The organism is Vibrio profundum, from assembly GCF_050337555.1.
Lineage (GTDB): Bacteria > Pseudomonadota > Gammaproteobacteria > Enterobacterales > Vibrionaceae > Vibrio > Vibrio profundum.
This window is the reverse complement of the sequence record NZ_JAKJTA010000021.1, coordinates 30,149-51,838: the sequence shown is the minus strand read 5'-3', so window position 1 is coordinate 51,838 and position 21,690 is coordinate 30,149. Positions and strand designations below refer to the sequence as shown.

General features: G+C 44.8%; 19 protein-coding genes. 10 read left to right on the top strand and 9 right to left on the bottom strand.

Annotation, left to right across the window (positions count from 1 at the left end; all coding sequences use genetic code 11):
• The first annotated feature begins 165 nt into the window (after window positions 1–165).
• Complete coding sequence (locus L4C34_RS17340; protein WP_428790598.1) at window positions 166–912, top strand: hypothetical protein; 747 nt, start codon at window positions 166–168, stop codon at window positions 910–912.
• Window positions 913–936: 24 nt separating this feature from the next.
• Here the strand turns inward: L4C34_RS17340 and L4C34_RS17335 are convergent, their stop codons facing one another.
• The 3 genes from L4C34_RS17335 to L4C34_RS17325 form a co-directional block, all read right to left on the bottom strand.
• Window positions 937–1,920 (bottom strand): NmrA family NAD(P)-binding protein, encoded by a 984-nt coding sequence (locus L4C34_RS17335; RefSeq protein ID WP_428790597.1) that lies wholly within the window; start codon window positions 1,918–1,920, stop codon window positions 937–939.
• A 16-nt stretch (window positions 1,921–1,936) separates the two neighbouring features.
• Window positions 1,937–2,185 (bottom strand): hypothetical protein, encoded by a 249-nt coding sequence (locus tag L4C34_RS17330; protein WP_428790596.1) that lies wholly within the window; start codon window positions 2,183–2,185, stop codon window positions 1,937–1,939.
• A 106-nt stretch (window positions 2,186–2,291) separates the two neighbouring features.
• Entirely contained in the window at window positions 2,292–3,041 is a 750-nt protein-coding gene (locus L4C34_RS17325) for an MBL fold metallo-hydrolase (protein ID WP_428790595.1), read from the bottom strand.
• Window positions 3,042–3,393: 352 nt separating this feature from the next.
• On the opposite strand from L4C34_RS17325, the gene L4C34_RS17320 reads away from it, so the two are divergent.
• Window positions 3,394–4,257: an AEC family transporter gene (locus tag L4C34_RS17320; protein WP_428790594.1), complete on the top strand. Its 864-nt coding sequence runs from the start codon at window positions 3,394–3,396 to the stop codon at window positions 4,255–4,257.
• Window positions 4,258–4,343: 86 nt separating this feature from the next.
• Here the strand turns inward: L4C34_RS17320 and L4C34_RS17315 are convergent.
• Both L4C34_RS17315 and L4C34_RS17310 read right to left on the bottom strand, forming a co-directional pair.
• Window positions 4,344–5,053, bottom strand: a protein-coding gene (locus L4C34_RS17315) for an IS1 family transposase (RefSeq protein WP_428790593.1) whose coding sequence is annotated in 2 segments (ribosomal slippage) — window positions 4,344–4,792 and window positions 4,792–5,053 — 711 coding nt in all. Because the reading frame shifts where the segments join, the coding sequence is not laid out codon by codon here.
• 268 nt (window positions 5,054–5,321) lie between these two features.
• Window positions 5,322–6,569 (bottom strand): fibrinogen-like YCDxxxxGGGW domain-containing protein, encoded by a 1,248-nt coding sequence (locus tag L4C34_RS17310; protein ID WP_428790592.1) that lies wholly within the window; start codon window positions 6,567–6,569, stop codon window positions 5,322–5,324.
• Between the two features lie 289 nt (window positions 6,570–6,858).
• Between L4C34_RS17310 and L4C34_RS17305 the strand changes: the two genes are divergently transcribed.
• Window positions 6,859–7,035 carry a hypothetical protein gene (locus L4C34_RS17305; protein WP_428790591.1) on the top strand — a complete coding sequence of 59 codons (177 nt, stop codon included), beginning with the start codon at window positions 6,859–6,861 and terminating at the stop codon, window positions 7,033–7,035.
• Here L4C34_RS17305 and L4C34_RS17300 read toward each other — a convergent pair.
• Window positions 7,016–8,056, bottom strand: coding sequence for an alpha/beta hydrolase family protein (locus L4C34_RS17300; protein ID WP_428790590.1), 1,041 nt, complete (start codon window positions 8,054–8,056; stop codon window positions 7,016–7,018). The genes L4C34_RS17305 and L4C34_RS17300 overlap by 20 nt on opposite strands.
• 38 nt (window positions 8,057–8,094) lie before the next feature.
• Window positions 8,095–8,847 carry an SDR family oxidoreductase gene (locus tag L4C34_RS17295; RefSeq protein ID WP_428790589.1) on the bottom strand — a complete coding sequence of 251 codons (753 nt, stop codon included), beginning with the start codon at window positions 8,845–8,847 and terminating at the stop codon, window positions 8,095–8,097.
• Window positions 8,848–9,053: 206 nt separating this feature from the next.
• On the opposite strand from L4C34_RS17295, the gene L4C34_RS17290 reads away from it, so the two are divergent.
• From L4C34_RS17290 to L4C34_RS17270, 5 genes are all read left to right on the top strand, one after another.
• On the top strand, window positions 9,054–10,598 hold the full coding sequence (locus L4C34_RS17290; protein WP_428790588.1) for an alkaline phosphatase family protein: 1,545 nt from the start codon (window positions 9,054–9,056) through the stop codon (window positions 10,596–10,598).
• Window positions 10,599–10,786: 188 nt separating this feature from the next.
• Window positions 10,787–12,199: a 4Fe-4S binding protein gene (locus L4C34_RS17285; protein WP_428790587.1), complete on the top strand. Its 1,413-nt coding sequence runs from the start codon at window positions 10,787–10,789 to the stop codon at window positions 12,197–12,199.
• Between the two features lie 30 nt (window positions 12,200–12,229).
• Complete coding sequence (locus L4C34_RS17280; protein WP_428790586.1) at window positions 12,230–12,727, top strand: iron transporter; 498 nt, start codon at window positions 12,230–12,232, stop codon at window positions 12,725–12,727.
• Window positions 12,724–13,245, top strand: coding sequence for an iron transporter (locus L4C34_RS17275; protein WP_428790585.1), 522 nt, complete (start codon window positions 12,724–12,726; stop codon window positions 13,243–13,245). Before L4C34_RS17280 ends, L4C34_RS17275 begins: the two co-directional genes overlap by 4 nt.
• A complete protein-coding gene (locus tag L4C34_RS17270) occupies window positions 13,232–14,707 on the top strand; it encodes an alkaline phosphatase family protein (RefSeq protein WP_428790584.1) in 1,476 nt (491 codons plus the stop codon). Before L4C34_RS17275 ends, L4C34_RS17270 begins: the two co-directional genes overlap by 14 nt.
• A gap of 32 nt (window positions 14,708–14,739) precedes the next feature.
• Here the strand turns inward: L4C34_RS17270 and L4C34_RS17265 are convergent, their stop codons facing one another.
• Together L4C34_RS17265 and L4C34_RS17260 are read right to left on the bottom strand one after the other, a co-directional pair.
• Window positions 14,740–17,085, bottom strand: a complete 2,346-nt coding sequence (locus tag L4C34_RS17265) for an ATP-binding protein (RefSeq protein ID WP_428790583.1) — start codon at window positions 17,083–17,085, stop codon at window positions 14,740–14,742.
• Complete coding sequence (locus tag L4C34_RS17260; RefSeq protein ID WP_428790582.1) at window positions 17,072–18,151, bottom strand: cytochrome-c peroxidase; 1,080 nt, start codon at window positions 18,149–18,151, stop codon at window positions 17,072–17,074. The genes L4C34_RS17265 and L4C34_RS17260 overlap by 14 nt, the downstream gene beginning before the upstream one ends.
• A gap of 452 nt (window positions 18,152–18,603) precedes the next feature.
• Between L4C34_RS17260 and L4C34_RS17255 the strand changes: the two genes are divergently transcribed.
• Window positions 18,604–19,782 (top strand): SGNH/GDSL hydrolase family protein, encoded by a 1,179-nt coding sequence (locus L4C34_RS17255; protein WP_428790581.1) that lies wholly within the window; start codon window positions 18,604–18,606, stop codon window positions 19,780–19,782.
• A 485-nt stretch (window positions 19,783–20,267) separates the two neighbouring features.
• A complete protein-coding gene (locus tag L4C34_RS17250) occupies window positions 20,268–21,527 on the top strand; it encodes a hypothetical protein (protein ID WP_428790580.1) in 1,260 nt (419 codons plus the stop codon).
• Window positions 21,528–21,690: the final 163 nt, after the last annotated feature.

Below are 21,690 nucleotides of genomic sequence, written 5' to 3'. Positions count from 1 at the left end.
ATGCTCCGATTGATGGTTAAATATGAAAATGACAGTTCTATTTTAGTCAATAACTGCAGCTCTGATGCCTTTGTTGCTGGAATCACCTTTTGGTTATAGGAAAAAGCGCGGAGTCTATATCCTTCTATACTGAGAGAACCCTCATGGAATTTAGGATTATTGTCTATGTATCGAACTTTTTGGCTTCTGACTCTATCGTTGCTTTTTCCAAGTACGATATTCGCTGAGAAGCCGGAAGTGATGCGATTTGTCTACACCCGTCCACCTGAGCATGCAGTGAGCCAATGGTTAATCCTAGTTTATACCGAAGCGTTTCGACGCATGGATATTCGATTTGAGTTTATCTCTGTTCCTCCTAAACGAGCGAGTTTGTATTCAAGTTTGGGTAAAGCAGACGGGGAGCTGGGTCGAGTCTATGTATACAACGAAAAATACCCGATGATGGTGAGGGTTGAAGAACGCCACGCACTGATAGTGTTCGCCGCGTTTTCCCACAATAAAGCGCTAAAGTTAGACGGCTGGGATAGCTTGGAAGGGACGACGTATAAAGTGTGCTACCGAAGAGGGATAAAAAAAGCGGAAACTCAACTTAATCGCGTTTTAACCAACGGAAAGCTGTATCAAGCTAAAACTGTGGCTCAAGGGATAAAAATGCTTGAATCGGGTTCTAGAATCGACTTTTATATCGACATTGAGAACGCGGTGACAGGAGAGCTAGAAAGCGAGACAAGGCCCGTTCCTATCTACATGGCTGGGGTCATGGAGAAAACAACGGGACATGCTTTTTTGCATGAAAGGCATGCTGAACTCGCTCCTGAACTGTCCCAACATTTGCGTGAGATGAAACAGGCAGGATTGTTTGACGAGTATCTACGTCAAGTGAATCTCTCGCGCAGAGATATTAGCTGGTGATCCACTTTAATATCGGCCTTTATTTTATTGATTCAATTTAGTCAGCTCTAATTGCGTCGGTGCTTTAGTCAGCAGTATTTGTATAAATTGCTTTATTGCTTTCATGCGTCCGGAAAGCGATTTGTTCATCAGTCCATTCTGCTCAAAATGGCGCTTAGCCGTTACTTCAAAGTCTTCAGCCGGAGACCCTGTAAGGTTCAACACAACATCTGTTGGAGCATAATCGAAGACGCTATTTTCATAGTCATCAATGTAGAATTTTATTTGTGACAAAGAATAAGGATCGAACCCATTCTGAATAATGGATTTATTAAACATACGATCTGAAACCTGCATCTTGCTGGTCTTGCGGCCTAGCACCCTGTCAAACGTTTCCATTATATCCATAACGGATAGCGATTTAGGTCCTGTCGGCTGATAACGCTGACCTTCATGCCCGATAGGATTTTCTAAAATACTGACCGCTACCCTTGCGATGTCTTTGGCCGACACAACAGGGCATCGACCTTCTTCCACTGGGAAAGGCCAGGATCCTAACTGGGAAACCACCAAGGCGGTGCTCATTATATTATCGGCAAAGAAACCGGGAGTAACATGACAGGCACCAATATTGGCATCATCGAGTATTTTATACCCTAACTTATGGTCGCTGGTTTGCTTACTCGGGTGAGTATCTAAGTTTGAGAGGTACTGCCCTACATTCACCACTCCGTTGATCTTTTCCTGCTGCGCCAATTCAGCAAACATTTTTGTACTACTTAATAAATCTGGTCGCAATGGGTAACAGTAATAGACTCGATTGACTTGCGACAATGCGTTTTTCATATCCTCTCTTTTACTTATATCCCCTATTACCGCTTCGGCGCCGAGTGATTCTAACTCTTGGATAACTTTGCCCTTTCCTCTAGACATTATCCTCACATTTTTGCCGTTATCTAATAGCTGGCGAGCGACGTGATAACCCGTTTTACCGCTAGCAGATGTGACTAAATATTTCTCGTTACTCATCTTTCATTCCCCATCACTACCTTAACTGAACCAAGTGTGGCCTCTTAGATTCGATATGCTCAGCCGAAATATGGCGAGGCAATTTGCTAAACCAGACAGGTAGCCCACATATGAATGGCACACTTGAAAACTTAATGTAACGATTTAGGCGCAGTGGAGACAGCACCGTTTCAGACAAAGAAAGTTCGATCAGGACAGCGAGTTTTCCTGTTTCTTCGATAAAGATAAGGAATGCGTTGGGGGCGTTAGAGTGGATGGTACTCATTTTCAACTCTTAGGCTAAAACGAAGATAAACGTGAAAGCTCGCTGCGATAAGTGAATTTGCACGGTTTAATACCCCCCAGATATCTAGCTTTCCGGAGAAGGTAAATCATAAGCGTTTAAAAACTTTCGCGAGCTTTGATTTAGTCACGCGCCAAAGGGTCACTGGTACTTTTGGTGCTAAGCTCACTAAATATTCATATTCTTCATGGCTAAACGTCACCTCTCCACCGTGAGCTAGAATTATGCTTGTTGGCTTGAGGTTTTTTATTTTATTTAGTGAATCACGATATCGGTTTGGATGAAATATCGGAAAGGGTGGGATGTATTTGTTCTTCACTTTTACGGCTAAATCAGCAACGTATACTTTTCCGGTCGGCTCATGATAAAGCGAAAGATCTCTATCTGTGTGCCCCTGAGTTTCAATGACTTGCCAGTCTTCAAACCCAGGCACTTTTTCATTGTCTCTAAGTAATAAATCGGCATTTAGCCTTGGCCAATACCAGATACTTTTTCTGGGCTTCCCTAGTCGCTTAGCCACCCATTTACCGAGAAATATCTCGCTCAAGTACATAAAAGCTCCGTCAATACCGCTATACCATTCTCCTTCAGCGTAACCTGAAAATATTTTACAACCAAAGCGTCGTTTTAATGTATTGGCAGCCCCAGCGTGATCTGGGTGCATATGAGTCACTATCACCGCTTTTAGTTGCCCGATAGGACGGTTTAGCTCTTTTGTAATGTAATCAAAAATCAGATTAACATCGGCTTTACAGCAGCCATCAAGCAGCAAGATTTTATCGTCGTAGACGGCTAAATAAATTGATTGGATATACCCCGAAACTTGTTTTAGCTGCATTGATTGGCCTTGTGTATTCAGTGGGTTAAGTGGCGTTCTAAGTAAAAGTATCTAATAAGGCTTAGGGAGGCGTTACCGATAAATATTCACTCTTACATTGTGGTATCACAAACTTGTTATAATTTCCCTGAATTGCTTGGAGAGTTTGCAACTCATCACATTTTGCTTTAATCGTTACATTACAATTGGCTAGAGATATTTTTTGGGGTTTGTTGCACCTTAGTGCAGCGTTAGTTTATTTGGAGGAAAGGGTGGAACAATATCAAAATGCCGATACAAGGCAAATATGGCTGCATCAGTGGGCAGAGCGTCATATTGGTCAAGTACTAACGTCGCAAGCGGTCAGTGACTCATGATGACGATATTGCCTGTAGTTTATCTATTGTTCGGTGTGATACTAGGAAAAACAAAACTTAACATCAAAACTATTGCTTCTAAGTTGTTGACTCAATATGTTATTCCATTGGTTATTATATGGAATATCACGATCCACTTTGACCAAATGGCAGGGGTTATTTTAGTGGCGATAGGCGTGATGACAGGGATGTTTCTCTTTCAGAAGAAACGAGGAAAAGATTCTGTCAGAAGTTTGTGTTTTTGTTATCTGAATATTGGGTGGTTGGGCTTACCAATCGCTCACTCTCTTCTTGGTGATGATGCTGCTAGGTTTATGTTAGCCGCGTATATCGGCAGTTCCATATTTGGGAATTCAATTGGCGCAAGTTTCTTGACCAAAGAAGCGTACTCGTTCAAGAAAGTGTTAATAACGCCAGCTGTAGTGGCGTTATTAATCGGTGGGGCGCTCATCCCAGTTCACAGCTATGTTGAAGAATATGCGTTACCTATTTATCAGGCATGCAAATTTTTGATGAGTTTCCTAGGTATGATGATCTTAGGGATTTGGCTTTCAGAGACGAAGTTGGATCGTACAGATACTCTTGTATACGTTAAATCTTATTTCTCCCGTACGTTTATCTTGGGTCTCTTGCTGGCAATTGGAGCTTCAGCCACTTACTTGCTAGGTGGCAGTGGAGTAACCGTTCAGTTGCCTTGGTTATTTTTAATTTGCTTGTTGCCACCCGCCGCCAACATTATCGTTCTTGAGACCTCTTTTTTGGGGGCAGGGACGAGCGCGGCGAGGATATCCTTCGAAACCATCATTAGCCTTATATTCATTGCCTTGTACGGTTTGACTTTGTTTTCATTACCTTCGTAAAGTGGAATCAGATAAACGGCGTGCTCTACGCTCGTCGTTTATCTGACGGGGTGCCTATAAATTGGTCGTGACGCCAACATGTTGAACTAGCGATAATATTCTCGCTCAATAAAGGTACTAATCACTTTATCGTGCATGGATTCTGATTTTGAGAACCCGATAGTCTTCCTTACCAATCGTTTTAAACGTGTCCGCAAAGTAAGATTGGTTCGCTCAATTCGCTGAGTATATCTTTTACCAACAATATGCTTCGCCGCGGGTAAGTTCGAGGAGTACACACGGAAGTCATCCGTGCAGAAAAAGTCAATGGTAAAAGGAGGCAGCAAGCTCATCAGGTGATGAAAAGCATCCGTGTTCCGCTTTCCAAATGCATGCGCGACGATGCGTTTAAACCTTGGCTCCCATGCATACCAAAGCCAACGTTGGCTCTTTTTGTTTCCGACAAACGACCACTGCTCGTCGACTTCACAGATAAGTTCAATGTTGGCGGCGTCGAATGGGGTCGTAGTTACTTGCCTTGGTTGGAGTTTTTTAGAGTGCGCAAAACGGTATTATAGCCGACTTTGAGAACACGACCGGTATCCCGAAGCCCTGAACTATTCATTGCCATATCGACGATTTTCTCTTTGACGCCGGGCTTCCAAGCTTCATACGCATAATCGAGTTGGAAGGTGCGTTTACAGTCGAGACAACGGAAACGTTGATGCCCAGTGGAGCCAGTTCCGTGCTTCTTCACTGGCTCGGTTTGTTCACCAAACGGGCAAGCTACTTCAATGGTGCCATGGTTATTTCCCAAACATGAGATTGTACTATATATCAACGGGTTGGGGTCGCGACCAAATATTGCAAAGATGGATTTCAATCATTAGACAATACTTTCTTCGAGTATCAGAAGAAAAGCGAAATTTAACAATTGACGAGAGACTACTCCTAAGTTTATCGCTATCACTTTCTAAGACTTGCAATGAGGCTATAATATCGGCCAGTTTGAAAAATAAAAGAAACCAACCGTAAGTTGATTCCCTTTATTTTTACGCATGCTAGATCGTGTATGAAGCTCTAAGTTACAGAGCTAAGGTAAAGAACCCTGGTACACAGTTACCGTTTCTACCATTACTATATGGTGATGCTAGCGGATCCGACCAGTGGACAACGACACCATCAACATAAACATACTCACTTTGGCTTGGGGTCGAAGTACCATGCTCACCGGTATATCTTTGGGTTAAGCTGACAAAACCTAATGTCGCTGAATTTTTATGGCCAAGCACAGCCCCTATATGATCCAACATATAATTGGCCGTTGCATCATTTCCGTCACAGCGGTAATGGTAAAGGTAACCGCCATTGTCAAATAATGGAGCTCGACACGTCACTCCTATCTCACTATGAGTCAGTTCGGAACAGCTAATGTAGTGCCCGTTTTCTAACAGAACTTGATTGGTTGTAAAGTTCAGATTAGTCCAACCACCACCATCCGTATCCATGTCGCAATAAACGCTGATTGGTCCAGTTTCATCTGATGGGTCTGGGTCAATTTCATACATTCCACTTGTCGCAGAAGGGGTGGTTTCTTTAATATCTTTACAGCTCTCAAGGGTATGGTGATGTGCACTAGTTTCAACTGAAATAAGCCGCGCGTCTAAAGCGGCTACCTCGAGTGCGAGCGTCTCTAAAGCTAATGATAAAATGTCTTGAGATTCCTCTAGAGCTTCATGCCTGTTCGTTAAATCTTGAATTTGGCTATTTATTGAAGTCAATTGAGCGTTAACCGACAGAAGCTCCAGTATATTCTCTGAGATATCCAGAGCATTGTTGTCTACTTGTAACTTTAACTCCGCAAGTTTCATATTTAAGTCATCGGCCAGTGCTTGCCTTAAATTGTTAAGATTGGCGATTTCCAGTTCAATTGCGCTTAAAGACTGCAAAATAGCGGTGACGTCATTTTCGTGTCTAGTGATTAAGTCAGATAGTTCGCTATAAAGTGTGTCTACATTGGCGTTAGTGTCCGCAATCATACCCATCGCTTCTGAAATTTCAGCACTGTTAGACGCGATGGTGTTTTCTAGTGCTGCTATCGTAACGTCAGTGGCATCAAGCCTAGAAGTAATTGATGAGATAGATACGTTAAGGCCGCTTATAGATTCAGAGTTTGCTTCTATAAGAGCTGTGTTCGAATCAATTTGTGCTTGTAATTCTTTAAATGGTTTACCATTTGCTGAATGAACCATTGCTGGAGCGATGGAATATATAGCGCACGATGAGAGTAATACATATTTGAAAATCGGCCGTTCTTTTTGTGATGAGTCCATATCACATTATCTCCATTCATATTCGGATAGAAAACCAATCCGGTATCCTTAAAGTTAAAAGCCGACGTTGAATATTTATTTATTATTTTAAGCGTAAGTAAGCATAGCAGGGTTTTTGGAAACGGCCAGAATTCATGCTTGATTGGAATGATGTTTATATTCAACACCTTATGGTGGTTGATTCCGCGAGGTTTTCATTGTTGATTAAGGTAATCAGCGGCTTGAACCTGCTAGGCTACTGTGGCCTAGAATTGAAATATATTTACCTGAACTGTGGATGAGAAAGTGTATGGGAGAGGAATTATCGAGTTCGCAGTTTATTGCCAGTAAAGCCATGTGGCGGCGGAAGATACCATGGAAATTAGACCAGACGGAGACAAAGTTTGCGGATTTATCGTCCGTCTGTATCGGTTTAGGTGCGACTATGCCTGATGAGGCTATCGGCTCTAACTTAACGACTCGTTAAAGAACTTAAGCATTTCTTGGTTGAGCTTCTGGTGTATTGCTGTGCGGTCAACTCCTGCGGCGTCTTGGCAAAGGCTTGGGTGCTGTTTCGCGAAGGCCTTCGGACATGGAGTTATGAAGGTAAAGTGACCAGCGCGGGGGAGCACTTCACTCGTGGCTTGGGGGAAGCTTTTCGTTAAATATTGAGCGCTTCGTCCGTTGCCGAGTTCTTGGTCATGGCCAGCGCTAACAATTCTGACAGGAATATGAAGTTTGCTGAGTGACGAGTGAGTGAAGATGTTGCCGTAGGCGGGAGCCATCAAAAATAACGCCGCCACTTTGCTCGATGTGATGTTTGGCCAGTCTTTTTTCGCCAACTCAAAACGGCGGATGGTTTGCGGCGAGCACGTTAGCGTATCTTTCTGATTGTGCGCGCAATATTTGGCTAAAGATTGGGTTGAAGCAACGCCTCCTGCTGCGAATACTGCCGTGTAGCCGCCCATAGAAAAGCCCATAACGCCCAATGGTTTACCCGTGAGAAGTGATGCATACTGCCAATCTTTCACTGTGTGGTGGAGTACCCATTCGGTTAAGCGGGGCCGAAGCGCCAATGGATCGAGATCTGGGTTATCAGTCTTGATGCCTTTTAGATCTGGATAGGTCGGTGTGACGACTATATAGCCGTGCTGCGCGAGGTAACGGGCGCTATCGTTGTGCCCCAGAAGTGAACCTGAAAAGCCGTGAGCGATGACAATCTCACCTTTTATTTGGTCGATAGGTTTGGCGGAAGTTGCCACGTTAAGTGTCAGTGGGCCTATGTGTTCTTGCTTTTCAGTGGCATCAGTTGGGTACCAAATGCCTACTTGTGTGGTTAAAGAAGAATCCGGTATTTTAACGTGAATGATATCTAACCCAATATTGTAACTTTGCGCCAGAGCCGAGAAGCTCAACAGCATGCAGCTAAATAAACTTGACTTTAATAACCGTCGCTTTAATAGCCATCGATTTAATAACCATAACTTTGATAAATATTGCTTTCTCATGCAGAGGGTGTTCCTTTTTACTGATCTTTGCGGGTGATTTAATAGCCTCTAAAAAAGCCACCGTCTAATAGAATATTTTGCCCTGTCATATGATTCGCCATTGGGCCAAGCATGGAATGAACAGTGCTGGCAACGTCCTCCAATGATGCGTATTTATTTAACGGAATATTGCTGACTTCTTGCTGCATGAGGGCGTCGTAGCCGATCTCTTGTTGCTTGGCTTTTTGTTCCATTTTGGCAATGTAACTATCCGACATCACGCCGCCAAGAGACAAGGTGTTTACGGAGATGCCTTGCTCTCCCATTGCTAAAGCCATAGTTTTTGCTTGGCCAAGCCAAGCGCTGCGCAAACAGTTATTAGACGCATAATGAGATAGTGCGGATTTCGAGCTGAGGCCTGAAATAATCAGCAGGTTGGCACCGGTTGCAATCCGATTGTTTTCATACAGAGCTTTAATCAAGCTGAGCGGTTTAATGAAGTAATTGTCATACAGCTCGCGCCATTGCTCGGTGTCGAGGAAAATTGCGCTGGAAGCGGGAATACGTGGAATGATGAGCACCAAGTTATCGACGGGATTACACGCACTGATTTGCTCGGCGCAAGCGGCGATGCTGCCCTCATCGAAAAAGTCTAGTTGGCAGCGAGCGATTGGCATGGTGGAGGATGAGAGAATATGATTGAGGTTTTCCACGTTGCGGCCGGTTAAGATGAGCTTGCTGTCAGGGGCCATTTTCTCGGCAATGGCCTGACCAATTTGACTAGTGGCGCAGGTGATGAGTGTGTTTTTCATGGCTTTCCAATAGGTTGGGTTATTTTGAGAAGAGGCTAGTATATGGCGTGGTGTTCATATGGCAAGTAAGGTTAGAACGAGAAGAAACAAAATGTAACCGTCATCAAACAGTCATAAATCTTCCATATTTCAACCCTATGCTAGTCGCACTTATCTGGCAGCTGGATTAGCTGCTTTTGGGGACGTCAAAATAACTAGGAAATTTTATGACAAAGACATTTAAGTCGACGGCATTAGTGGCTGCATTGGGTAGTGCTATTGCTCTGACGGGCGGCTGCTCATACCTTCAACCAGCTGCGAATGATCACCAAACCACCGACTCATCGAGCCAAGCGGTAGCGACTCAAGCTCAAGATAAAACGGCGACGCCAATTGAGCATGTTGTGGTGATATTTGATGAAAATATCTCTTTTGATCACTACTTTGCGACATATCCTAACGCGACTAACCCGAAAGGCCAGCCAGCCTTCCATGCCAAACCGGGTACGCCGCCAGTTAATGGTTTAACGCATCAGCTGTTAACCAATAATCCAAATCGCGTTAATCCATTCTTGCTTGATCGTAACAAAGAACCTTGCGATCAAAACCATGGTTATGAGGCAGAGCAAGAAGCATACAATGGTGGTCTGGTGAACCAGTTCGTCGGCGCGACGGGCAACAAGAGCTCGAAGCAGTGCCAACGTGAAGTTATGGGTTACTATGATGGCAATAGTGTCACGGCTTTGTGGAACTATGCGCAACACTACTCGTTGAATGACAACTCTTATGGCACGATATTCGGCCCATCTACACCGGGCGCATTGAATTTAGTCGCGGGTTCGACAGGAACGGCACTTCCGGCATCTACACCAGAGGTGGTCAATGGCAATCTAGTGGGTGACGTTGACCCACGTTTTGATGATTGCTCTTATGTTGACCCAAGTAAGGCGAAACAAGGTGAAGCATCAGCGAAGGCGGCAAGTGGTCTGGTGTATATCCAGGGTAAGAACGTCGGTAACTTGATGAATGAAAAAGGCATCACTTGGGGTTGGTTTGAAGGTGGTTTTGACCCATCAAGCCGCACTAAAGACGGAATTGCCCGTTGTGATACCACTAGCCACAATGCCTTTGGCGGCGCGGCGAAAGATTACATCCCGCATCATGAACCGTTCCAATACTATAAGTCGACTTCTAACCCACACCACTTAGCGCCAAGCAATATCGCGATGGTGGGTAAAACGGATCAAGCGAATCACCAATACAGCCTGAAAACATTCTGGAAAGCGGCAGAAGCGGGCAATATGCCAGCAGTGACTTTCTTGAAAGCTAAAGCGGTGGAAGACGCGCATGCAGGCTATTCAAACCCATTAGATGAGCAGAAGTTCTTGGTGCGTACGATTAACCGTTTGCAGAACCTGCCACAATGGAAACACACAGCGGTTGTGATTGCTTATGATGACTCTGATGGTTATTACGACCACGTTATGCCACCGAAAAATCATTTTGCCAACGACCACGGTCGCAGCGGATACGGTCCACGTTTACCACTGTTGGTGATTTCTCCATACGCTAAGCAAAACTACGTCGATCACAGCCTAACCGACCAAGCTTCAGTGTTGAATTTCATTGAACACAACTGGCAACTTGGGAAATTGGGCAAAGATTCCATGGACGCTCACTCAGGTTCGCTCATGCATATGTTCGACTTCAACAAAAAGCAGTTGAATCCTGCGTTGATTCTGAACCCAGCGACAGGCCAAGTGGCTTCTTAATCACACCCTCACTCAACCAAGGTCGCAGGGATGTTCGCGACCTTGTTATAGCAAAATGACTTTCCCAGCGCTTAATTGGCTGAATACCCAGATTTACGATGGGTGACAGTGACAGTGACAGTGACAGTGACAAGGACGTTTCGCTATAACTTTTATCCTTTGTTTCCTCATTTTTTGAGATAATCAGCATGATCCATTCCCAAGGTTTCACCAAAACACAACGCTTGTTACAAGCGATGCTGGTGGGTATTCGCCCGATGATCCCTTACTTCCAAGGCTGTATGTTGGTCGCGCTGGCGGCGATGCTGGTTTTACCGCTCTTTGGATCTGCTCCGCGTTTTCAGTGGCAAACGCCGTGGAATAATGCTCAATTATTTAGTGAGTGGCTTTTGTGGGGATTATGGTATCCCGCGACGTTACTTTCTGTACTTGTGCTAGGTCGTTTTTGGTGTGGAGTGCTGTGCCCGCTTGGCGCAGTGAGTGAGTGGGTTGGGCGAGTTGGCGCACACTTCAACCCTCCGCGTTGGATTAAACATCCGATTGCGCCTGCTTTTAGTTTTCTACTCGTCACCATTTGGGCGCAAACGCTCGACGTACGTGACGATCTTCACGCTGCGCTGCTTCTTTTTACCCTTATCTTTGTGTTAGCAACTGCTTGTGGCTTACTATTTTCAGGAAAATCAGGGACTAACCGACGAGTTTGGTGTCGTCATCTTTGCCCTATTGGCTCAGTTCTGGGGGTCTTCTCTCGCTTAGGTATCACCAGTTTAGATCCACAGAATGCGAACCAAGCCTCTGTTACGGAAGGATATCGAGAGCATGGGCTATGTCCAACCAGTATTGACTTGCGCAGTAAACAAAGTGCTCGTCACTGCATAAAATGTGCTCGCTGTGTTAAGCCTCAATCTCGTGGCGGATTATCAATCGCTATTCGTCAGCCAGCCGAGGAAATTATTCATATAGAGAAGCGTTCGCCATGTGCTTCTGAGCTGGCGTTTATCTGGTTTGCTCCGGGTCTTGCGGTTTCAGGGTTTGTCTGGAGTTCAAGCTCATTCTATATGCTGTTTAGGCAGGCGCTAGGTGAGTGGGCTATGCAACATCAGTGGATGGGGATGTTTCAGACTGGACCAGCATGGCTAATGAATCAAAATGTCAGTATTGATCAGCACTACATGTGGCTCGATTTTGTCTCGATTAGCGTCTTTATGTTGGGGCTCTCTGTGGTCATGGCCAGTGTGCTGGCAGGGATATCAGCGTTGGGTGCATTGACCTTTCGCTCGCCTAATTTGCCTTATTTTTATCAGCGAGTGGTCGCGTTTGGTTATCAATTTGCCCCGCTGGCCATGATTTGTATCGTACTGGGGCTGGGTAGCACCATGTTTTCAACTTTGCAGCATGCACTAGGCTCGTGGGTGGTGGGAATTGAAGTGGGCTTAATTGTCGCGGCGCTGGCGTTTAACGCAAGCACTGGCACTCGTTGGCTTAACCGTCAGTCTAGCTCCAAAGTGCAGTGGTTACTTGCTCAGGGGTTGATGTTAGCGGGCGGAGCCGTGATTGCTGCGGCATCACTCTGGAGTGTTTTTCCTAGTGTTAGTTTCTAATCTACAACAGTATATGGATGGGGTTTATTTGTGAAATATCGGTCGTCAGTTATTGCAGTGTTGGCGTTGCAATTGTGGAGTGGGGTTGCGCTAGCCGCTAACATCACCTTGGACAGCAAAGATAAGGCGGGTATGCACTTATCAAACGGGGTGGATGTGCAAGGTAATCAGCATGTGCTGTGGAGCAGAATGAATGCCAACGCCATGAACCCAAACGGGTTTATAACTGATGATTTTATTCCGTACTGTGTGATTACCTACCATATTTCTAAAATAGGCAGTCATTGGACGAACAATCTTTCGGCGCCGATGCGTTTGACGATGCAAGGGCCTGAATATGGCGTGGCGGCGACGTTAGATGGGCCCGGAGATTACCAGTGGCAACTCAATTACTTGCCGCCAAGCTCAGGCGGCTTCTATCGTCATATTGATAAAGCAACAGGCGTAGAGCCGTGGTGGAAACCTTTTGAAATAACGTACAAATTTCATCTCGACGCCAAGGGCAATGTTCAGGAGATCAAACAATGAAGCGTTTAGTATGGTTGTGTGCATTATGCTGTATGAGTGGCTCCGCGTTGGCAATGAATGTGGTATTTGGCCCAGATGTTGGCATCAATGGCATGAAAGTCGGTGCCAGCTATATCCAAGGTGTGATGATGTCGCCCAAGATGAAAGGCATGGATATGCACGCCGATATTCACATGGAAACGGATGTGCATGCGCTGCCGGGGAACCCGCAAGGATTTCCTGAGACGGCGTGGATCCCAGGTCTTAAAATTCATTACGTGATTAAAAAAGTGGGCAGCGATTGGCACAAACAAGGCTATTACTTGGCGATGGTCGCTCAAGGAGGGCCACATTATGGCATCAACTTGAAACTTGATGGACCGGGACAATATACCGTGGTGAATCATTATCAGCCGCCACCCGAGAATGGTTATTTTAAAAGTGCTCAAGCGGGGCAAGGTGTTTACCCTTGGTGGAAACAGTTCACACGTCACTATTCATTTGGATTTTTTGGAGCAGGTAAACATGGCGGCTATTAATATAAAAGCTAATAAAAAAGCGGCGACATGGATGTTGGCCGGAGCGATGACCTTAGCAAGCGCTGCTTCATGGGCGGCAGACCCTGCGCCAAGCGCTGTAAAGACGCCAATTAAACATTTGGTGGTGTTGGTGCTGCAAGATCAAAGTTTTGATCGCTATTTTGGTGCTTATCCGCATGCAAAAAATGCAGCTGGTGATACTCAATTTCACGCCAAGGCCAATACACCACACGTTGATGGATTTACCCGTTATTTGCTGCGACACAACCCCAATTTGTCTAACCCTTATCGAATGGCCCCTCATGAACCAACCTGTGACTTAGGCTATGGTGTGTATGCTCAGAAGCACTCGTACAATGACGGTCGTAATAACATGTTTATTTGGAAGGACTACGATACCAGCAGCGGCATCAACGATGACGGCTGCTTCCCACAATCCGTGATGGGTTATTACGACGGTAACGCGGTAACGGGCTTGTGGAATTATGCGCAGCATTACGCCATGGCGGATCATCTATTTGCGTCGGATTACACAACACAAGCTGGCGGTATGATTGATTTAATTGCGGGGACGAGTAAAGGCGTTTTACCTAAGAAATCACCGGGTGTCAGCTTTCAGGATCTATTGATTCAAAACAATCCACCCAAGTTTGATGACGCAAGCCAAGGGCGATTTAAGGTCAGTATGCAAAGGCAAAATATTGGTGATTTGCTCAATCAACATAACGTGACTTGGGGATATTTTGCTGGCGGTTTTACCCCGTCTGCGAGAACGAAACAAGGCAAGGCCCAATTCCGTGCACGTTCAATGAACTCGCAAGGCTCTTTGGTGAGCGATTACAACCCTATTAATGAGCCGTTCCAATACTTTTCGACGACTGCAAACCCACATCATCTATCGCCATCAGCACCTGAGATGATTGGTCAATCGGACAGAGCTCATCATCAATATGGACTCACGGATTTTGCGACAGTTTTAAAAGCAGGGCGGTTGCCTGCGGTGAGTTTTATTGCGCCTAAATCGGGGCAAAGTGGCCGTGTTGGGGTGTCATCTCCGGATGATGAGCAGACGTTTATCGTAACAACGGTCAATAAAATCATGCAGTTGCCAGAGTGGAAGTCCACTGCGGTTGCCTTGGTGTGGAGTTACTCGGATGGTTGGTATGATCATGTCACGCCTCCGTCCGCGCCAAAAAGCATGGCGGGGACTGGCTATGGGCCTCGTCTCCCGTTTGTGATGATTTCACCATGGTCTAAGCGTAATTATGTCGAGCACAAAAACCTAGACCAAAGCTCACTATTGAAGTTTATCGAATACAATTGGCAGCTTGGCCATCTTGCTTCTGATAGCCCGGATAGGTTCGCCCATTCATTGCGTTCAATGTTTAACTTTCAGCAATCTCCGCATTCAGCGCCGTTGCTACTCAGCCCAAGTAACGGGAGTATCCAAGAGGAAGGGTAGTTTATAGATGCAATCCTTCCCGGAACGCGAAGTTAACCGACTCCTTTGTGGTCGGTTAACTGCTTGAGTAAACGGTGAATTTGATGATTGTTCACATGCATTAGATTGATTAGCTTTTGTACCACTTCGGCGTCGGGCAGCTGATTTTCACTAGTGACATGTAGCGCACTTTCGGCCAACTTGATGACTTCTGTTAGCTTAAATTCGGTCGCAATGTCTTTGATACCCTCTAACAGTTTATGCAGGTCTAAAGCGTTCGTTCGAGTGAAAGCGTCAATGGTAAGAATGGAGCTATCTTCAAATTCGATATATAGATTGGTTAATAACTTTACTTTTTCTTCGTTGTCCAAGCCCATATTGTTCAGCAGTGGGCTTTGTGACAGTTCCTCTTCCGTCATCGGCAGCTTTTCAAGTGGGTAGCGAACTAACGGAATAACATTATTCCCTTCATTTTCGATATATTTTGGTAAAAATAGCTGCCCTTTAAATTGTTCGATGACTTTCTCCAGATCATGTTTCTGTAGAGGTTTTGTTAAGACGAAGTCAGCTCCAGCTAGAATAAAGTCATCATGAGCATCTTTAAATACGTCTGCTGTACAACCGAATATCACGGTCTTTAGCTGTAGCTCTTGGCGGATTCTTTTGATGGTTTCAACACCGCTCATGTTCGGCATATGGTTATCCATGACAATCAGGTCAAATGAGGTCGTCTGTAGGACATCCAGCGCTTTTGCTCCATCTTCAACCCATTTTGTCTCATGGCCACAGGAGGCGAGAAATTTTTGTGCGACAATTGCATTTACCCTGTTATCTTCAACAACTAAAACGGCCAAAGGACGTAAATGCAGTTCTGTTTCAGAGTGCTCGTTTGGATCTTTTAGCCAGGGGACAGAGTCGATAGCTTGGGAACTGATCGGGATAATCAATTTGAACGTGGTGCCAACATTAGGTGCGCTCGTCACTGAAATATCACCGCCCATTAGCTCCGTAATTTGCTTGACAATCGACAGTCCTAGACCTGTCCCACCAAACTTTCTGGTAGTGGATAATTCTGCTTGCTCAAAAGGCGTGAATATAGTTTCGAGCTTGTCTTGAGTAATCCCAATGCCCGTATCAGAAACGGCAATGTTGAGTAGTGAGTTAGGGGATGAAGTATAACTTAGTTTTAATTTAACTTTTCCCTTTGGAGTGAACTTGATAGCGTTCCCAGCTAAGTTGAATAAAACTTGGCGTAAACGAGAGGAATCGCCAGTAAATGCTAATTGACTGGATATTTTATTCGAGACCTCCAACTTAAGACCTTTCTTGTCTGCCAGTGGTTTTAAAGTTTGCTCCAAGTGGGTGAGGATATCTCCTATCGTGAAGGTGGTATTTTCCAGTGCCATCTTTCCTTGCTCTATTTTGGAGAAGTCTAATATGTCATTGAGCAAGGTAACTAGGTGTTTTCCTGAGTCGACAATGATTTGCGCATATTCACTGGTTTTACTGTCACGTGAGCTATCCTTAATGATTTGTGCCATGCCTAGCACACCATTCATTGGTGTACGAAGTTCATGACTCATCGTAGCCAAAAAAACTGATTTTGCTTCATCTGCTTTTTTTACTCGATCAATAGATATTTGATAAGCGGTATTATTTCTTCGTAGCTCTTGCATGCGCTGTAAGAAAAGTAAGGAGATAAACAAGGCGGTGGAAGCACACATCAACAAGATCAGCTGCACTAGCGTACTGCTGAGCTCTTTAGATAGCTCTGCAAGTGCTGCTTCAGAATGCTCTATGAAGCCAATACTATTGGGAGCTAATAGAAAAGAAAACAAATGCTGCTCTTGTTTATTTATTTCTTGAAATGTATGAAGAATTGGTATTAATTTAGGGAATTCACTAGGGTCGATGGTAAAGGCATTTAATGCTGTGATGAGTATCTGCCTACTAGCCGTGTTTTTTGAATCAGGTGATAGGCGTATATTTTTAAGCAATGATTGTAAAACGGACTCTTTCACTATAATTAGGCCAACCACATGATCGAGCGCATCGGTTACTTCCAAAGAGGATTCTTGAAAGTTGATCAATGCCTGATATGCATCTTCTTTATAGAGACCTAAACCTTGATCCATAAACAGATGATATTTCTTGAGGATGCTTTCTATTTCGTTCTCCATATCGACCACAGAGGATGCAATGGTGTATGGGTTAGAATAACGACTGATTGCATTTTTAGTAATTGTATCTCTTAATTCAATCATCTGATGTCCGATACGCCCGACCTCTATACGAAGGGCGGATAAGCGAGAATACTCTAAATAAAGCAGTGCCGCAGAAGATATCAGCAGTATGTTCATCAATATCACGGCACTAAATAGTGTTTTATTTCTGCTCATCAGAAAACTCCTCCAAGATAGCTGGACGTTGTCCAGACAACGTTTGTAGGAACGCATACAAGTCATCGGTGGTTTGCTGGTTAAACGTTTTTCCTAACTGGCTTTCCGCCATAATTTGAATAGCTTCGTGTAGGGATTGTGTTTTACCATCATGAAAATACGGTGCGGTATCAGCAACATTTCTTAAGCTAGCGACACGGAACAAATACCGATCTTTCTCCCTTTTTGTCGTATTGTGCCTTCCCGTATCGTCTGTGCGGCGATTCCCGGTTTTGTCTTCACCAAAGTAGCCGAAACGCATCACCATCCCACCGCCAATATTGATTCCTCGGTGGCACTGGATGCATCCTTCTTCTTGAAAACTTTCCCAACCTCTTTTCTCCTGCTCATTGAGTGCTGAGCGTTTACCTAGAAGAAATTGGTCAAAGCGAGATTTTGGCGTTGTTAACCCTCTCATAAATTCAATCAGAGTTGTTTTGATGTTTGCTTCTGTGATGTCTAAACCTGCCTGTACAAATAGTTTGGAATAGCGCTGGGATTTGGAAATGTAATCCGTAATCCTTTCCCAGTTCGAGTCCATTTCCAGCACATTATGTACTGGTCCATCTAGTTGATCTTCAAGACTATTGGCTCGACCATCCCAGAAAAATCGATAGTTGTAAGAGACGTTAAAAACAGTGATCGAATTTCGTGTGCCTTTTCCCCAAACTCCGGTGGAAACTTCTGTTCGCTCAGCGCCATTGGTCGCTAGGCTATGGCAGCTTTCGCAGCTAACACGGTTATTCGAGGATAAATTGGCGTCCTTGAAAAGTAACCACCCGATTCTGGCTTTTTCTTTATCGATATCGGTTAAATCAACAATAGGCGTGATGATAGGAACGTTACGGGCGGTGCTTTGTGTCGTGCTCGAGTTTGGCGTGTTTTGATGATGAGTGTGATGGTTGAGGTGATGGGCTAGGAAATCGTGCGTACTAGGCTTCAATAACTTGCTGGCGCCAAAAGACAAAACTCCAATCACTAGAATCCCACCAGCGCCACCTAGGATTAGCCATGACTTATTTTTCATAATCGAAGTTCCACAATGTTCGCACCATCAGCCCCTTGTCAGTGATGAGCTGTGCTTTCAGAGATTATTGTTCTGAATGTAATACTAGGTGCATATCGTGTTAATTCAAATTATCAGTGGATATTCCAATGCGACTGGGCGAGGTGTTGAAGCCGAGTCAAGGGTAGAGCAAGTGGTCAGCATAAAGTGTCGAGGGGCGCTTTCAATAAAGATACTGTACGAAGGATTGATGGTTGGTCGATATTCACCTTATAAATCTTTCGAATGCATTCATAAAGAATAACTTTATGACCCTTAATGTTCGTTTTGTGATGGCATAACCGATCGTTTACACATTATTTACTTTCGAGTGAACATTGTCACATATTGACATTCGAACGCTAGCCGCACTCCAGATAGAGTGATTATTCTATCTCGCTATGCACCCCCTTGACTAAAGAGACTTGAGAAAGATGGACATAATAAAGAAGAAATGGAGTAATAAACTGACCAAAATCGGTAGTGCTGCGGCGATCGCAATGAGCTTGGCCATTGCTGCTCCAGTACAAGCGGCCATTCATCATGTGATAGTTTTTGGTGATAGTTTAAGCGACGGTGGCAACAATACTTGGATTACGACAGAAGGGCCGTATGTCGGTGCGACCATTTCCAATCCAGCGCAGGATGGCCATCGTTATAGCTGGGCTAACTACTTTGTCGAGCATTTTGACCAGCAACAGGGTTATGGCGACAATGCTGCTTTACAGATAAGCTCAAAAGCAACGCCTTCAAGCACCAATATCAACTATGCGTGGGCGAGCGCTGAAACGGGTATGCATTATCTCAACGACATGACCTCAAGCCCGTATTTTGTTTACAACGATGATCAATGTGACAAGCCCGGTGCGTTAAACCCTGAGGGTGGCGTGTATTGCGTACCAAGTGTTGGTAAGCAGATTGAACTGTTTTTGGCGAATCAGGGGCAGCGGCCAAGTTATCGTCAGGAAAGCTTATTTATCCTTTGGGCAGGCGGCAACGATATGTTTAACGACATTGCCAAGATAACCGAAAAGCTGGCTATTGAACCAGGTGTGACTGCAGATGAAGCCCAGCAGCAGGCATTTTTGAAGCAAATGACACAAATTGCCAATCAAGAACAAGGGGAAGATCAAGGTCTGTCGTACCCGATCTACAACATTGTCAAAGATATTCAAATGCTACGCAGTGCTGGTGTGCCGTATAAACATATTTTGGTGATAGGTATGCCAGACTTGTCGACGGTTCCTGCAATTAAGCAGATGATGGAAGGTAACGAATGGGCACTGCCGCTGCTAAGTGGTGTGTCTGATGTTTACAATAGTGCGCTGTGGGCCGCAGTCAAAGTGAACACGGTTGCGATGGCGAAGTTCTTTAATCCAATGCCTTTACTCAACGATATTGTAAAAGATAAGCAGTATGTAGCAAGTAACGGTGAAACCTTCCTATTCCCGAATGTCGATGAACCTTGTTACAAGGAAGCGTATAGCCCAGATCTTCCTATTCGTGATTGCAGTGGTTTCTTATTCTATAACTTGAAGCACCCAACCAACGAAACTCACCAAGCTCTCGCCGATGCTATGTGGGATTACGTTAGCGCCAACTTTAATCTTTGATGTCTCGCCTGCCGATTTTTAGAGTCGGCAGGCAACATTTTTCTCACAATTAGTATCTGAACGTAGGCGTTTGTAACTTCAATAATGTATTCGCCCGCTGCAATCAAGTATGTAAACCCACAGAGTCGTATCACTTTCGGGCGAAGAAAATAGTAGCTGTTTCATTTCTTCCAACCAAACCAAGCACTCCTGTTCATTACTCTCACTCGTGACTTTAGAAAACAACATTCTCTCTTCAAAACCTTAATGTCCATTCTCCGCGAATGTTGCGTTGTTTCATCGAGTGTCCCTTCCGGTGGCATGAGCCTATTTAATATAGCGAGTGTTTGGAGCTCATAGGTTTTTTATAAACATCTGCTGTCTATAAACTGCGGGTGATTAAGGTCGAAGATAGGTACAATATGGCCTAGTTTTTTTGCTGTCGCTATTGCTCTTATGTAGCAGCAGACTTGGTTCCTATCGCGTTTCGTAAATTGAGAGTTTTGATGAAAAAGTCTTTGGCGGGTTGGTTAGCCTTTACCGCATTAGTTTGGTATGTGCTGGCTACATTTCTTCACCTGCCGTTATTCCCTTCTGCGGCGCTGTGCTGGTTAACAGTACTGCTCATTTGGCCGTCGCTTAATCGCACCAGTCAAATTCAATCAGGAAGCTTGTTTCTCATTGGCAGTGTGCTGTTGGCGATCAGTTATTATAAGCTGGGGCACATTGATTGGTCAAGCGCCTTGCAGGTGAACTTGCCTCTGATGATGATGTTCGCGGCGGTGGCGTTTTTAACGTCTAAGCGTGGTGATTCTGCCAAGTCTCGCCCATTGCCAACGGGTAAGAAGGGCGCTTTATCGACACTCGCCACCTGTCACGTGATCGGTGGTGTGATTAATTTTTCTATTCTATTTATTGTCGCCGATAAATTATCCGAGAAAAAGCCATTGTCAGCGGCGCAAGCTGCCTTGATTGCTCGTGGCTTTAGCGGCGCTGCGTTGTGGTCACCATTTTTTATGGGCGGAGCCGTGGCCCTTAGCTATTCTCCCGGCGCTCATATTGGCCAATACATCTTGGCCGGTGTGCTCATGGTGGTTCCGCTGACATTAATTACGTTGTTTGAAACCTCAAGAAATAAACACCCCGATATAGCGGGTTACCCATTGAACCTTGATAGCTTAATTCTACCAGCGGTGTTGTCGGTAGCCGTGATTGCGGGCCATTACGCTTTTCCAAGTGTTTCGACTATTTTTATTATCACAGTGATTGCGCCTATAACGGCAATGTTGTTTACGCCGCGCGGAGGCAAGCGTGCTAAAGCGGTGGAAGTCGTGCGTGAAAAGCTGCCGAAAATGTCGGGGCAATACGCATTATTTCTGGCAGCAGGCGTGTTCTCCGTTGGGATTTCTGCCACCTTGCAACAGTTTTCTGGCCTAGATCAGCATCTACCTGCTCACTTTAACGCATTGGGATTTTTGTTGGTGGGGATTGGCATGACAATAGTCGCTCTAGTGGGCGTGCACCCGTTAATATCGATTTCGTTACTTAGTCCCTTTCTGCTTTATATGAAGGTCGACCCGAATGAAATGGTCTTTTTGTTCGTCTCTGCGTGGTCGATTTCAACGGCAATCAGCCCTCTATCTAGCGTCGGTTTAACCCTCACGGAGCACTATCAGGTGAATAAGCTTGATTACATGCGAGCGCAGTGCCGTTATGCGGTATTGATGTGGTTGAGTGCGACTTTAGTCGCGTATTTATTTTTCTGATTTTATGAGCTTATTGCTCACAAGTTTTCGTATAAGTACAAGTATGATATTTGTGACTTATTGTGCATTTATATTAGTGGCGAAACGGCTTGTTTTCGGAAATAATGGCGGTCATATTGATGAGACTACAAGAGCGAAATATCACCCGTATCTAACCCGACCC